Below are 15,156 nucleotides of genomic sequence, written 5' to 3'. Positions count from 1 at the left end.
TTATCGACCTCAAACAACTTTCTTTATACTAACATATCCAGCACAAAACTGTCAAGGATTTAGTGGTGCTTCGCTGTTCTATATTGGTCGGGTTTCATCCCGTCAGTGAAACTGAGGGTCTTCACCCGACATTTAAGATAACCTCTGGAATTTTAGGGAGACGGGGAAGTGGGGTGTATTTTCAGTGAACAGTAAACAGTAAACAGTAATCAGTGAACTGAAAACTGATTACTGAAAACTGATAACTGACTCGGTTCTGGCTGCTATAGTAGAAAAGCACCCATTGCTGACGATATCTGAGGTAGATTGCCGTGACTATTGCTTTAGACCAACTACTCACCCCCGACATTTTTCGACCAGCGCGTTATTTGGGCAACGAGTTAGGTGCTAAACATAAAGAATGGACAAGTGCTGTGGTTCGTTGGGTGCTAACCTATCCGGAAGTGTACGAAGTGGGGGCATCTAACCTCGGCCATATTATCCTCTACAATATCCTCAATGCACAACCCCGCCAACTCTGTGATCGCACTTATTTACCCGCAGCGGATTTAGCCCAAAAACTCAAACAGACAAAAACCCCCTTATTTGCCCTAGAATCCCGTCGCTTCCTCACAGATTTTGATATTCTGGGTTTTAGTCTCAGTTACGAGCTAGGAGCTACCAATATTTTAGAAATGCTCGACTTAGCGGCAATTCCCTTAACTTGGAGAGAAAGAGACTCAGGTAACTATCCGCTAATTTTTGCTGGGGGACAAACTGCCACCTCTAACCCCGAACCCTATGCCGACTTTTTTGATTTTATCGTCCTTGGTGATGGCGAAGAATTATTGCCAGAAATCGGTTTAATTTTAGAAGAAGGTAAACTAGCTAATCTAAGCAAAGAAGAACTATTACTAGATTTAGCCCAAATTCCGGGGGTATATGTCCCGCGTTTCTACCATGTCACCCCAGTGGGTGCAGTTATCCCCAATCGTGACGATGTACCGAAAAGAATTTTACGCCGGGTAGCCACTCCTATCCCAGCCTATTCTATCGGTTTAGTTCCCTTCGTGGAAACGGTTCACGATCGCCTGGTGGTGGAAATTCGTCGCGGTTGCACTAGGGGATGTCGTTTCTGTCAACCGGGGATGTTAACCCGTCCTGCGCGGGATGTGCAACCGGAAGCAGTAATCGAATCGATTGAAAAAGGAATGCGAGCGACGGGATATAACGAATTTTCCTTATTATCTCTCAGTTGCTCCGATTATCTAGCGTTACCTGCTGTGGGTATGGAGATTAAAAACCGTCTCCAGAATGAGAATATCTCTCTATCGTTACCCAGTCAAAGAGTCGATCGCTTTGACGAAAATATTGCTAACATAATTGGGGGCAATCGTCAATCAGGTTTAACCTTTGCACCGGAAGCGGGAACCCAACGAATGCGCGATGTGATTAACAAAGGGTTAACCAACGAAGAATTACTCAGAGGGATAAAAACTGCTGTCGAACAGGGTTGGGATAAGGTCAAACTCTATTTTATGATTGGGTTGCCAGGAGAAACCGATGTCGATGTGATTGGTATCGCGGAAACCCTGCGTTGGTTGCGTCGGGAATGTCGTTTACCGAAGCGGAAACCCCTCGATTTTACCCTAACTATCTCTAATTTTACCCCCAAACCCCATACCCCCTTCCAGTGGCATTCCGTCTCGACGACCGAATTTATCCGCAAACAGGAGTTATTAAGACAGGAATTCCAAGGCATGAGAGGGGTAAAAGTCAATTATACCGATGTCCGCATCTCGGCTATGGAAGATTTTATCGGTCGCGGTGACAGAAGTTTAGGTAAAGTGGTGCTGCGCGCTTGGCAATTGGGAGCCGGGATGGATGCTTGGTGGGATAATACGGAAAAAGCCTATCAAGCATGGTCACAGGCGATCGAAGAATCCGGTTTAACTTGGAAATATCGTCAGATAGAACAGGGAGAATGGCATATTTTTGCCGATGCAGACAAAGATATTTTAGAGCGTCCTTTGCCTTGGGATCATCTGGATACCGGTATCGATAAAAAATGGCTCCAGGAGGACTTAAAACGCGCCCTAGACGCGGCAACAGTCCCCGATTGTTCTTTTGAAGGTTGTTCCCATTGTGGCGTTTGTAGCCTCGATTTTGGCCATAATATCGTCATTGAAGCGCCTCCGATTCCCGCTTTTGCCGGACATTTTCAACCCAATCAAGAACGCGCTCAAAGAATTCGGGTTTGGTTTGGCAAAATTGGCGAAATGGCCCTAGTTAGCCACTTGGATCTCGTGCGTTTATTTGATCGCGTCGTCCGTCGCGCTGCTATTCCCATTTCCTTTACCGGTGGATTTCACCCTGGTCCGCGCATTTCGATCGCCAATGCCTTATCCTTGGGAGCAACCAGTAGCGGTGAGATTGTCGATTTTGAATTGACAAAAGTGATGGATTTAGAGAGGTTTAAACAGCAATTAAGCGCACAATTACCCGCAGATTTACCAGTTTATCAGGTGGAAGAAATTCCCTTAAATGCCCCCGCTGCCACCCGTTTGTTAGAAAAAGCCGAGTATTTGCTCACTTTTAATAGTGAGGGAATTGACTGCCAACAATGGCAAAATTGGATCGAGGCAATTAAGCAAGCAACGGTGATGGAACGGGAAAAAACCACCAAATCCGGCAAAAAAGTCACAATTAATCTGCGAGAACAATTATATGAATTAGAGTTAAAAACTGTTGACAAGGAAGCCGTTTTGTGCTATGTGGGCAGTTGTCGCAATGATGGCACTTTACTGCAGCCCGATCATATCGTCGAGATGTTAGAAAGGGTTTCTGGACAGGAAATTTCGCTGCTTAATTTTCATCGTCAGCGCTTGATTTTAGGGGCTTAACCATCGTAAAGTGTTCCCTTTATACTAACCCCAGAGAGTCAACTAATCTTGATCGACTAATTCTAAGGAATCATCAATCAAAGCCGGCCGATAACTTTGAACAACCATCGGTAAAAAAGACCCTTTTAAGCCTTTTTTAATCCTCTCAGGTGTTTGATCAAAAACCACAAATAAAGGATGAATTGTTTCTGCACCTTCACTAAACATATGTTGTTCTCTGGGGGGCATTAACCATTCATATTCTTTATCTAAACATATTTGTGTTTCGCGCCAGCGTTTCAACAAATCAGAAAAATCTTCCCCCGGACGATGGATAAAAATCAGGATTTCTGAACCTAATTTAATTTTCCATTCCGGATCACACATCAGAATAGCCAAATCACAGGCTAATTGTACCGTCTTTCTAGATTCAAGGGCAGAAGATGGACGAATTCTGACCAAGGGCAAGGGAATAGTAATTAAACTCTCTTCAGGACGACGCAGACTAGGAATTAACTCTAAATAAGGGCGATATTGTCGCAATAATTCGGTCGCCCCCTGACGACAGCTATATTCCGCTAATAAAGTTTCGTAAGACACAGATTCACCCAATCAAATAAAAGGAGATGAAAATTAAAATCTTGCTGATTTCAAGCTACTGATCAACTTATCCCAACGCGTCGAAGATTTTAAACATGGGTAGGTACATAGACAAAAGAATAGTTCCCACCATCCCCGCAACACCAACCATCATCAAGGGTTCAATGATACTGGTTAAAGCTTTAACGGCCTGTTCCACCTCATCTTCGTAGAAATCCGCTACTTTCATCATCATGGCATCTAATTCTCCCGTTTCCTCCCCAATACTAATCATTTGAATTGCCAAAGGTGGGAAAACATTGGCTTTTTGTAGGGCCAAACTCATCATTCCCCCCTGCTGAATTTCCGCCTTGGCACCGGAAATCGCATTGGCAATTACCTGATTACCCACCGTATTAGAAACGATGTCGAGGGAACTTAAAATCGGGACACCAGAACGGGTCAGAGTCCCAAAAACCCGGCAAAATCTAGCCACAGCCGACTTTTCATTCAAATCACCAAAAAGAGGCATTTTAAGGAAAAACCGGTCAATTTGCAGACGACCCATCGGGGTTTTGTAATAGCGACGCAGTAAAAAAACCGTGGCAGGAATGGTGACAATCGGAATTAAAATCAACCAACTACGCATCACACCACTTAAAAAGAGCATAAATTGCGTTAAAGCTGGTAGTGGCACGTTTAAATCGGTGAAAATTTTCGCAAACACGGGAATTAAAAAAATTGTCATCCCGAAAAACACAATTACCGCCAAAATTCCCACCGCTACCGGATAGGTCATCGCTGATTTAATCTGGTTTTTCAAGCGGGCCATATCTTCCAAAAGTTTCGAGAGACGGTTCAGCACTTCATCGAGTACCCCCCCCGTCTCTCCAGCTTCGACCATACTGACATAAAGTTCATCAAAACATTCGGGATGTTTGGCCATCGCTTCCGATAACGGACTCCCTTGCTGTACCTCAGCGCTAATCGCTTGTAGGGCTTTTTTCATCTTGGGATTACCGCATTGATCCCCCAAAACTCCCAAACATCTCACAATCGCCACACCAGCATTAATCATTACCGAAAATTGACGGGAAAAAACCGCTTTATCTTTGATGGAAATGCTGGCAAACATCAACTTTAAACCGGAAAGATCGATCTCTCCCCCCACTTTTTTGACCTTACCGACGGCGGCATATTTTGCCCTCAGCATCGTCCGGGCCTGTTCGGGAGACATGGCCTCAACTTTCTCTTGGAAAACTTTTCCAGAGCCGTTTTTAACTTGTGCGACAAAATTAGGCATAGGACAAATCAGTTATCAGTTATCAGTTATCAGTTATCAGTTATCAGTTATCAGATTGGAGTTTTAAGTGGGTAGATAGTGTTAAGTGAAAACTTCGGTACTTTCTTTTCACTGATTACTGGTTACTGTTCACTGATAACTGATAGGGGCTGACGAACGCTTAAAGGTTACTATTTGTGATTAAATCCGGGCTTTAGCGTTAGTGCTGGCCCCGGCGATAAGACGCTGTAATTCATCGGGTTTACCGCTTTTAGAAATGGCCTCTTCCAAAGAGACAACACCCCTAACAACTAAATTAGCTAATCCCTGTTCCATGGTTTGCATTCCTAACTTCATTCCCGTTTGAATTGCTGAATAGACTTGGGGGGCTTTTCCTTCCCGAATTAGGTTAGCGATCGCTGGAGTTACCACCATGATTTCCTGTACCATTGCCCGACCAAATTCCCCCGGTTTAGGATTTTTTTTCTTGACTAGGTTTTGACTAAAAACTGCTAGTAAAGAATTGGATAACATGGCGCGAATTTGTGCCTGTTGGTTAGCAGGAAAAACGTCAATAATCCGATCCACTGTTCCCGCTGCCGAGCTAGTGTGTAGGGTTCCGAAGACTAAGTGACCGGTTTCTGCCGCTGTGATTGCCAAACTAATTGTTTCTAAATCCCGCATTTCTCCCACAAGGATAATATCAGGATCTTCCCGTAAAGATGCTCTTAAAGCGTTAGCAAAACTCTTGGTATCTTCTCCTTTTTGTCGTTGGTGAAACAGACTTTTTACATTAGGAAAAACGTATTCAATTGGGTCTTCTACAGTTAAAATATGTTCAGCTCTAGTCCGATTAATTAAGTCTAAAATTGCCGCTAAAGTGGTAGTTTTACCTGAACCTGTTTGACCAGTTACGAGAATTAATCCCCTCGGTCTTTCCGATAACTCCCGTACTACTCTAGGTAAATTTAATTGTTCAAAGTTAGGAATTTTAGAAGACAAAGCCCGTAAACAAGCTGCATAAGCTCCCCTTTCTTTATAAACATTGACCCTAAATCTTGCTAATCCTTTCACCCCATAAGAACAGTCTAATTCCCAATTCTGCTCTAACTCTTTTCTTTGGGTATTATTGAGCATACTAAAAATCAATTTCTGACAATCTTGCGGGGTTAAAGATTCTTCATTAATCGGGGACAGTTTGCCACTAATGCGAAAATAGACCGGCGCCCCAGACTGAATGTGCATATCGGAACCGCCCATCTCGACCAATTGTTCCATTAAATCTTCGATCATTAATTCCATAAGTTAAACCCCATCTATAAGGTAAAATCAGTGAACAGTAACCAGTAACCAGTGAACAGTGAAAAGACATTAGGAAAGTGCTATTTAAAACTACTCACTTAATACTCCTTACTTAAAACTCAAATCTCATAACTGATAACTGAAAAACTGTCTTAGTCACTAAATCGCGGTGTCATACAATAGGGACAATCGAGCCATTCTGGTTGTAGTTCGGCGCGACAACCACGACAGATTAAACCGCTTTTCCGTTTGGCTTTTAGTTCCGCTTCCAGACCAGAATCGGTAAATGTCACCCGTTCCACTTCTTCCAGGGTGGTGTAACCCTCGCGCACCAGATTTAAACTATAGGCTAGGAGTGTCACCATGCCCTCATCGACGGCCGTCTCCTTAATGCGGTCAGTGGTTGCCCCTTGGTTAATTAACTGCTGTAGTCGTTCACTATTTTGCATTACCTCATAGACCCCGACGCGACCTTTATAACCGCTGCCACCACATTTGGGACAAAGATTACCCTGTTTTCGCGCCTGTTGAATTTCCTCTAGGGTTAGGGTATTAGCCTTATAAAAGGTCACTTCCCGTTCATTGGCGGCGGAAAGACCAAAACGGGCTAATTCCTCTTGGGTGGGGTGATAGGTGACTCGACACTCGGTACAGACGCGCCGCATGAGACGCTGGGCCAAGACTCCCAAGAGAGAACCAGAAATCATAAACGGTTCAACCCCCATCTCATCGAGACGAGCGATCGCACCTGCGGCATCGTTGGTGTGTAGGGTAGTTAGGACCAAGTGACCAGTTAAGGCCGCCTCGATCGCTGTTTTAGCCGTTTCCTTGTCCCTAGTTTCTCCCACCAGAATAATATCCGGGTCTTGTCGCATGAATGCCCGCAGAATCGAGGCGAAATCCATGCCTTTCTCCCGAATTACCTGCACCTGGGTGATGCCTGGTAGAGAATACTCGATCGGGTCTTCGGCGGTACTAATATTAACTCCAGGGTGATTTCTTTCCGCTAACACCGAGTATAAACTGGTGGATTTCCCTGAACCAGTCGGTCCTGTCACCAGCAACAGACCAAAGGGACGACTAGCCATGTCTCGGACGATTTGCAGGGTCTTTTGGTCGGTGATTAGTTTATCTAAACCCAACTGGGTAGCCGAGTTGTCGAGAATCCGTAAACAGACTTTTTCCCCGTAGCGACTCGGCAGGGTATTAACCCGAAAATCCACTTTCCGCCCTTGATACATCCGCCGAATTTTACCATCTTGGGGAAGACGACGTTCGGCGATATCGAGATCGGCCATGATTTTAAAACGGGCAGTTACCGCCGGGGTAATTTTTTTCGGCAGTGGATCAAAAGCTTGATGAAGAACTCCATCTTTGCGAAAGCGAATTTTCAGGAATTCTTCTTGGGGTTCGATGTGAATATCGGAACTCCCTTCCCGTAGGGCTTTAGCTAGAATTTTATTGACCAGGTTGATGACGGGAGCTTGATTAGCTTCCCCTTCTCCGAGATCATCGGCCACTTCATCGTTAGCACCCCCGGAGGCCACATCAATATTGCCGACAATATCGGTGAGATCCGAGAGTTTTTCCAGTTCTTTTTCTTTTTGCAGTCGGCTTTTTTCCAGTTCTAGTTCCGATTGAGCCGAGTGGAATTTTTCCAGTAATCTTTCATAATCTTCGCTGGTAATCACCAAACGCTGTAAACCTAAATCCCTGGGGCGGAGGATACGATTAATATCGTCGGAAGCCTCGAGGTTGTCGGGATCGACCATGGCTATCAAAATCGCAGCCGGCTCCCCTTCGATCTTTCGCAGGGGGATGAGACGATAGCGACGACAAAGATCGATCGGAATCAAAGAATCGATCAATCGGGCTATTTCCAGTCCATCCACATCGGTTAATTCGGGGTCGAGCGATTGGACTCCGTAGAGAATTTTTAGTTCAAATAACTGGTTTTTCTTATACTGTCGCTGTAAATCCAGGGGCAAAGGGTGCCCGGTTAGTTGTTGTAATATTTCTACTAGCGATCGTCCCGATTTCCGTGTTTCCACTAGGGCCTGTTGCATCTGGTCGGCACCGATATATCCCGACTGCACCAACTTGTTACCAAAGGGGGAAAAGTAATTGCGTAGGGCAACGGCACGGGTTTTCTTGGAAGAAAATGTCATAGACGATTCTTAACCTCTCCACTACCCTTAAATGTTCCCAATTTTACTGAGAAAATTGCATTCTAGCAAAAATTTTTCTAGATCACCGATTATCTATCGGGGTCGCTTATATCCAGTTACGCATCTTGTCCACAAAATGTTACATTAAAGGTTAAACCTTGATTATTAGCTGGTACTTAAAGACCAAAATTAGCAGTGAATGGTCATATATTGCCAAATTACCCACTAAAATTGTATACTATGAGTGCAGAACCGAATAACTCAGCAATTTTCGACGAAAACCAAGAATCCTTTCCTAATTCCCCTGAATCCCTTACAACCGAATCGGAAGCCAGTGTCACCGATGAAGCCAAAACGGTGACGAACCAGGCAGCCTCTAGCGAGGAATTTTCCCTTCTAGGCGGAATGAATATCGATGCTCTACAAGAGGAAATCGACAATCTCAAACAGGATTTAGAGGAACAAACCCAACAGGTTGATGCCTACAAGAAACGCTATATCACTCTAGCGGCCGATTTCGACAATTTTCGCAAACGCACAGCCAAGGAAAAAGAGGAACTGGAAACAAAAATCAAGGGCAAAACCCTGATGGAAATTCTTGGTGTGGTGGATAATTTTGAGCGCGCACGTACTCAAATTAAACCGGCTAATGATGGCGAGATGGGTATTCACAAGAGTTACCAAGGAGTCTATAAAACCTTAGTAGAAAGTCTCAAGCGTTTGGGCGTTTCCCCTATGCGTCCGGAAGGTCAACCCTTTGATCCCACCTACCACGAAGCGATGATGCGGGAGTACACCGATGAACATCCCGAAGGCACGGTGGTCGAGCAGTTAGTGCGAGGATACACTCTCGGAGAAGATGTTTTGCGTCATGCTTTGGTAAAAGTGGCCGCCCCCAAAGCGGCGGATCCTAACGCCGATCAGTCAGAATCTACTTCCATTCCATCGCAGGAATCGGCCTAAAATCCCGATCGGGATTAAACCGTTTCGAGGGTTAGGTATTTAGCTGGTAGGGTCTGTATTCCCTCCCTATCCCCTATTCCCACTGAAAGACCTTTTCTCTCTTGACCTAGGGTTTGCGGCAAAAAGTTTTTCGTGGGGCCAGGGTGTGGCGTTTGGGGTGTGGGGTGTAGGATTTTACCCATAAGAGCCAAAGATATTATCCAACAAGGTTTTTAGATTTATTCAGCCAACCCTATTGATCTTTTAATTAAAAACGCTTCTATACCCAAGGTTTTTGCTCCTTGGTAATCCTCTTTTTTACTATCGCCAATATGCCAAGCTTGTGCGGGGGAACAATCATGTTTTTGCAGGGCGATTTGAAAAATTTCCGGATCGGGTTTAGCGACTCCCGCATGGGAAGAAATCGTGATCGATCGAAAAAAATATTCTAAGCCTAATTCGGCCAAAACTTGGTAGATACGACTATCAAAATTAGAAATAATGCCCAACTCGATCCCCTGAAGCTGCCAGAGTCTTAAAGCGGGAATGACATCCTCGTACAGCACCCAGGGCCCGGCCGTGGCAAAATGACGATAAAGTTGGCCAAAAAAAGCCTCAAAATCGGGAAATCGTGCCAGATAACCTAAATTATTAAAAACTGCCCCAGTCAACGATCGCCACCACTGATACTCTAACTCAGGAATTTGTGCAGGTTCAACGTTAGGAAAAGCGAGAGGGGGAGAAGTGGGGAAAATAGCCAAGAAAGATTGTTCTAGACTCTCGGCCGCCACCTCTACCCCAAAATCCGCCGCTATTTGGCTATAAATTGCTCCGACACTGCCTTTTACTCCAAAAAGAGTACCCACAGCATCGAGAAAAATAACTTGCGGTTTCTGCATGAGAGTTTTGTCTATGAATGGTTCGTTCTCAGGTTTTTAGGGTCGGCCCTTTAGGTGGCCTAACACACCTAAACAATTGCTCATTTTAAAGGATTATGGCCGAAATTCTCGGATCACTTGCCAAACCCTTAATACCTCTGCCACTGTCCATGCTTGGGCAAAAGCACCCCTAGGGGTAAAAGGGGCATTGCCATCGAAAATTTCACTTAAATTACCGATACAGCTATCCCGAAGATGGTCGATCATCGGTGTTAAAAAACTCTCAGCTAGAATGGGATCGCGATAGACTTTCAGATGGGCCTCGATAAATGCCCCTAATAACCATCCCCAGACTGTCCCCTGATGGTAGGCACTATCTCTTTTTAAGCGATCGCCACTGTAAACGCCACGGTAATCAGGATGATCGGCATCTAGCGATCGCAAACCGCGAGAAGTCAACAATTTTAAAGCACAAATATCGACAATAGCCTTTTTCTGTGGGGAATTTAATAACTCCTCCACCGACAAAGACACGGCAAAAAGTTGATTCGGTCGTAAACTGGCATCATTACCCTTGTCCGTATCCAAAACATCGTAACAATACCCCAGAGAATCGTCCCAGAAGCGAGAGAAACCTTTTAAGGTTATTTTTTTCATTTTTTCGTAATCAGTGGCATCCATGCCCAAATAATGGGCAAATTGAACCATTATTTTGAGGGCATTGAACCAAAGAGCATTAATTTCTACGGGTTTGCCGATGCGGGGAGTAATCACCAGATCATCAACTTTGGCATCCATCCAAGTTAACTGTACTCCCGCTTCCCCAGCATAGATCAAACCATCGTCATCTAGGTGAATATTGTAGCGAGTGCCGCGACGAAACCAAGCGATCACTTCCGTTAAAGCGGGATAAATAGTTTTGAGAAACTCAAAATCTTGGCTTTGGTTAAAATAGGAACGAATGGCTTCAAAATACCAAAGAATAGCATCGACGGCGTTATATTCGGGCGTTTCTCCGCCATCGGGCAGTAAATTGGGCAATAAACCCCGGTCTAGATAACGGGAAAAAGTTAGTAAAATCTGACGGGCGATCGCAGTTCTGCCTGTAGTCAAAGTTAATCCTCTTAGGGAGATCATCGTATCGCGACCCCAATCACCAAACCAAGGATAACCCGCGATCATCGTTTTGCCCTCCGGTTGATCGGGGAGAGGACGACTAACGATAAACTGGTCGGCAGCGAGGGTAAGTTGTTGAATCCATTCCGGCTGCTGGGGATTAATCAGACTATTCTCGTAGCGATAGCGAGACTCTAGAGAAGATTGACCGTCTAAATTCGGATCGGGACGGGTACTAGCGGCAATTGTCACCGATTCTCCCACTTTAAGAGTAGCCGAAAAACTAGCAGCATGGAGATGATTTTCCCGATCGATTAAACCACGATAACGTTCCACGGCCAAATCAAAGCGATAATACCAGATATTAGCGGGAAAAACCTCCCCTTGACTGATTAATAGATAAAAAGGTACAGCATAGTCATAGGCAATCACTCTTACTCCTTTTTCCAGGGGACTAATAGCCATTTGCCAGTTAAAACTCTGGGTATTGCCGTGAAAATCACGATAATTGACAAAAGCAGTGAGATTCAGGGTTAAAGGAGAATTGCCGCGAAGGTAGGTATAGCGAGTATAGGTGGTATTTTCTCCCGCTTCCATCCAGATACGCTTTTCTAGTAAGGCATCCCCACAGATAAAAGTCCAGACGGGAATTGTCCCTTCCAGATGAAAACTTTCGATATTGATATAGCCTTGTGGTTCGATCGTAGCACCTAACCAACGATTGCTGGCCAGATGATAAATTTTCTGGTTATATTGTACCGATTCATCGATTTTAGTCACAAGAAGCGTTCTTTTCGTCGGTGGAGCCAAAGCAGCGATCAAGAGGCCATGATAACAGCGAGTTAGCAATCCGGCCACGGTTCCCGCAGCAAAACCACCGATACCATTAGTGACTAACCATTCGCGCTTTTCAGCCACCGGAAGACAATTACAGATATCCCGACCGAAACGGAGCTTGACCATGAGCTTCCAAATTCCTAGTAATTTTGTTATAATAAAAAATTGTGTCTTTATATCTATAGACTAACTCTATCTTAAGGAGGAAAATCGGCAGTGAGTAAACGTACTTTAGAAGGAACCACGCGCAAACAGAAGCGCACTTCCGGATTTAGAGCGAGAATGCGTAGCGTCAACGGACGTAAAGTGATTAAAGCTCGTCGGAAAAGAGGGCGCTATCGTTTAAGTGTTTAGGTTATTCTGGGAACCGACTAATTTTCGTGGGACTACCCCAAGTTCATCGCTTAAAACATCGACAGGATTTTCAAGCTGTCTATGGAAAAGGGAGGCGTTATCACGGTTCCCACTTAACCTTAATTAGTTTAGAGGATTCTGGCCAGGATAAGCCTCTTCCCAGTCGTTTTGGCATCTCGATTAGCAAGAAAGTTAGTAAAAAAGCGGTGGTTCGTAATCGACTAAAACGGCAAATGCGAGCGGTAATTCGGCAGTTATTGCCAGAAATAGCGACAGGATGGCGAGGGATAATCATTATCCGTCCCGAGGCGATCGAGTGCAATTATGAACATTTTTTGCGAGAATTAAAGCAGTTGTTAGTGAAGGCCAATATAATTCATGGGCATTAAAGAAGAAACTTTTTATGAAGGGGGTCCGCACATCGGCGACCTAATCATCAATATCCTGCTAGGATTTACGGTGATTTGTTTACCTTTGACCGTTGGGGCAGTGGTGCGGGCAATCTGGTTAAGATATAAGATAACCGATCGGCGGATTTCGATCACTGGGGGTTGGATGGGACGCGATCGCACAGATATTATCTATTCAGAAGTGGCAAAAGTGGCGAAAATGCCGAGAGGAATTGGTCTTTGGGGGGATATTGTCGTAACTCTCAAGGATAGAAGTCGTTTAGAAATGCGCTCGATGCCGAAATTCCGCGAAATTCATGACTATATTGCCGAAAGAGTCGCCGATAAAACCGGTCGTCCCCTAGAATCGATCATCAGTCAATAAAACAAAATAATCGATCGCCGAGATTCGATAAATTAGATTTGTCAAAGTGAACCCCTACTAAACGAGAAGGCATAGATTAAACCCATGGATTTTGGAGTCGGATTTATTTCCACAAATATCATGTTGCCAATCCTAGATTTTTTCTTTCGGATTGTGCATAGTTACGGTTTCGCCATCATTGCTTTAACGCTGGTGGTCAGATTTGCCGTCTTTCCCCTCAGCGCCGGCCAGATTCGCAATATGAGAAAAATGCGCATCACTCAACCCTTAATGAAGGAAAGACAGGCAGAAATTCAACAACGCTACAAAAATGACCCCCAAAAACAACAGGAGGAAATGGGCAAATTAATGCAGGAGTTGGGCAATCCCCTAGCGGGTTGTTTACCCCTGTTATTACAAATGCCGATTCTTTTGGCTTTATTTGCCACTCTGCGGGGTTCCCCCTTCTCGGACATTAACTATACCGTCGATTTACAAGTGCTGCCAAGGGAACAAATCGCCCTCGTGCAGCGGCAACCCTATGCCACCAAACCCCAAAACGTCTATATTGACGAATCTCTCCACTATCCCATCACCGCTTTTTTACCCCAAGGCAATAAAATCGCCCCGGGAGAACAGGTAAAAATCGACCTCCAAAACGACCAGGGCAAGTCTTTAAGCCAATTAGCCACGGAAGTACCCGAAAATAACCTAAAACCCACCTACGAGGTGCTTAAAGGGCAAGAACTGCTGCAAGTTAATGAAGACGGTTCCATCGTCGCTTTAGCCCCCGGAGATGCCAGTATTAAAGTTATCGTGCCGGGGATTGCCGCTAATACGGGTTTTCTCTTTATTGAGGCCCTGGGAAGAATTGGGGCAACCGGTGCGAATGGTGAAATTCACTGGGATATTTTGGCGATGGTGATCGCTTTCGGCATTAGTATCTATGTTAACCAAGAGTTATCCGGTGCCGGCGCGCCTTCGGGGGGGGCAGCTCAACAACAGCAAACGGTGAATAAAATCACCCCGATAATTTTTAGTATGATGTTCCTGTTTTTCCCCTTACCGGCGGGGGTATTGATGTATATCTTAACCGCGAACATCTTCCAAACTATTCAAACGGTGATTTTGATGCGGGAACCTTTACCGGAAAACCTGCAAAAATTGGTAGCGCAACAGGAAAAAACGGAAAAATCCCGCGATGCTCTCCCCTTTGAAAAACGTTCTAGCAAGAAAAAGGAAAAAACATCGTAATGAGTATATGGGAGCAAAATAGCGAGAAAGCTAAACAATGGCTGGAAAAACTGCTAAAGTTGATGGCCATGTCCGCAGATGTCCAGATTGGTGTGCAGGAATTGGGAACTGGACCTTCCTCCTGTTGGTTAATTATTGATAGCAGTCAATTGAGTCCCCAACAAGTGGAACTTCTCCTCGCTAACAGGGGTGAGGGACTAGATGCGATTCAATCCCTAGCTAATACGATTCTGAATATTGGTGTCGAGGCGGCAGAACATCAGTTCTATATTGTCGAAATCAATGGCTATCGTCAACAAAGACAGGCAGAACTTTTCGACTGGGTGAATCAAGCGGCGACGCAAGTGCGGCAAACAGGGCAGGAAATAGAATTAAAAGCCCTATCTTCGGCGGAACGTCGCCAAATTCATGCGTTTTTTCAGGAAGAAAACGATTTAACCACGGAAAGTCGCGGCGTGGAACCTGATCGCCGGTTAGTGATTCGTTTAAAATAAGATCAAAGGGTGGGGTAAAACCTGCCCTCTTGCGTTTTTTCGCCTGTTTTTGCTCTAAAAGCTCTGCCAGCCAAATTTTTGTCATCGATTGATGTTTTTAATAGTGCGATTAACTCCCCATCCAACTTTAAAAACCCGCTCCCTTGTCCCCACTTCCCACTTCCCACGAAAAACTTTTTGCCGCAAACCCTAGTTATAGTTAGGGTTTGCTGAATAAAGCTAAAAACCTTACAGGAAAAGGCTTTTAGCTAGATTGAGAGTCGCTCAGGTGCCCCTGAATCTGCTAAAATTACTCAAAACCCTTGCATCTTCTCTCCTTAGTACCAATGTATCGCA

At 44.8% G+C, this 15,156-nt stretch carries 13 protein-coding genes; 7 read left to right on the top strand and 6 right to left on the bottom strand.

Annotated elements, in window-relative coordinates; translation table 11 throughout:
* Positions 1–311: 311 nt before the first annotated feature.
* Positions 312–2,882 (top strand): TIGR03960 family B12-binding radical SAM protein, encoded by a 2,571-nt coding sequence (locus IM479_RS16625; RefSeq protein WP_287684845.1) that lies wholly within the window; start codon positions 312–314, stop codon positions 2,880–2,882.
* A gap of 42 nt (positions 2,883–2,924) precedes the next feature.
* On the opposite strand, the gene IM479_RS16620 is transcribed toward IM479_RS16625, so the two are convergent.
* The 4 genes from IM479_RS16620 to IM479_RS16605 form a co-directional block, all read right to left on the bottom strand.
* Complete coding sequence (locus tag IM479_RS16620) at positions 2,925–3,461, bottom strand: hypothetical protein (protein WP_287684844.1); 537 nt, start codon at positions 3,459–3,461, stop codon at positions 2,925–2,927.
* A 67-nt stretch (positions 3,462–3,528) separates the two neighbouring features.
* On the bottom strand, positions 3,529–4,743 hold the full coding sequence (locus tag IM479_RS16615; protein ID WP_287684842.1) for a type II secretion system F family protein: 1,215 nt from the start codon (positions 4,741–4,743) through the stop codon (positions 3,529–3,531).
* 180 nt (positions 4,744–4,923) lie between these two features.
* Positions 4,924–6,024: a type IV pilus twitching motility protein PilT gene (locus tag IM479_RS16610; RefSeq protein WP_287684841.1), complete on the bottom strand. Its 1,101-nt coding sequence runs from the start codon at positions 6,022–6,024 to the stop codon at positions 4,924–4,926.
* 152 nt (positions 6,025–6,176) lie between these two features.
* Positions 6,177–8,192, bottom strand: a complete 2,016-nt coding sequence (locus IM479_RS16605) for a GspE/PulE family protein (RefSeq protein WP_287684839.1) — start codon at positions 8,190–8,192, stop codon at positions 6,177–6,179.
* Between the two features lie 240 nt (positions 8,193–8,432).
* On the opposite strand from IM479_RS16605, the gene grpE reads away from it, so the two are divergent.
* On the top strand, positions 8,433–9,155 hold the full coding sequence (gene grpE / locus IM479_RS16600; protein WP_287684837.1) for a nucleotide exchange factor GrpE: 723 nt from the start codon (positions 8,433–8,435) through the stop codon (positions 9,153–9,155).
* A 218-nt stretch (positions 9,156–9,373) separates the two neighbouring features.
* On the opposite strand, the gene IM479_RS16595 is transcribed toward grpE, so the two are convergent.
* Both IM479_RS16595 and IM479_RS16590 read right to left on the bottom strand, forming a co-directional pair.
* Positions 9,374–10,033, bottom strand: coding sequence for an HAD-IA family hydrolase (locus IM479_RS16595; RefSeq protein ID WP_287684835.1), 660 nt, complete (start codon positions 10,031–10,033; stop codon positions 9,374–9,376).
* 93 nt (positions 10,034–10,126) lie between these two features.
* On the bottom strand, positions 10,127–12,091 hold the full coding sequence (locus IM479_RS16590; RefSeq protein ID WP_287684833.1) for an amylo-alpha-1,6-glucosidase: 1,965 nt from the start codon (positions 12,089–12,091) through the stop codon (positions 10,127–10,129).
* 90 nt (positions 12,092–12,181) lie between these two features.
* Here IM479_RS16590 and rpmH point away from each other — a divergent pair, with 90 nt between their 5' ends.
* The 5 genes from rpmH to IM479_RS16565 all read left to right on the top strand — a co-directional run bounded on the left by rpmH (position 12,182) and on the right by IM479_RS16565 (position 14,820).
* Complete coding sequence (gene rpmH / locus IM479_RS16585; protein ID WP_002739276.1) at positions 12,182–12,319, top strand: 50S ribosomal protein L34; 138 nt, start codon at positions 12,182–12,184, stop codon at positions 12,317–12,319.
* Positions 12,320–12,345: 26 nt separating this feature from the next.
* Complete coding sequence (rnpA, locus tag IM479_RS16580; protein ID WP_287684832.1) at positions 12,346–12,708, top strand: ribonuclease P protein component; 363 nt, start codon at positions 12,346–12,348, stop codon at positions 12,706–12,708.
* Complete coding sequence (locus IM479_RS16575) at positions 12,698–13,093, top strand: PH domain-containing protein (RefSeq protein ID WP_002797763.1); 396 nt, start codon at positions 12,698–12,700, stop codon at positions 13,091–13,093. Before rnpA ends, IM479_RS16575 begins: the two co-directional genes overlap by 11 nt.
* Before the next feature lie 84 nt (positions 13,094–13,177).
* Positions 13,178–14,326 (top strand): membrane protein insertase YidC, encoded by a 1,149-nt coding sequence (gene yidC / locus IM479_RS16570; RefSeq protein WP_287078584.1) that lies wholly within the window; start codon positions 13,178–13,180, stop codon positions 14,324–14,326.
* Positions 14,326–14,820, top strand: coding sequence for a Jag family protein (locus IM479_RS16565; protein WP_287684831.1), 495 nt, complete (start codon positions 14,326–14,328; stop codon positions 14,818–14,820). The genes yidC and IM479_RS16565 overlap by 1 nt, the downstream gene beginning before the upstream one ends.
* Positions 14,821–15,156: the final 336 nt, after the last annotated feature.

Origin of the sequence: Microcystis sp. M165S2 (assembly GCF_020245885.1) — a bacterium.
Taxonomy (GTDB): Bacteria; Cyanobacteriota; Cyanobacteriia; order Cyanobacteriales; family Microcystaceae; genus Microcystis.
This window is presented reverse-complemented; position numbering and strand designations above follow the sequence as displayed.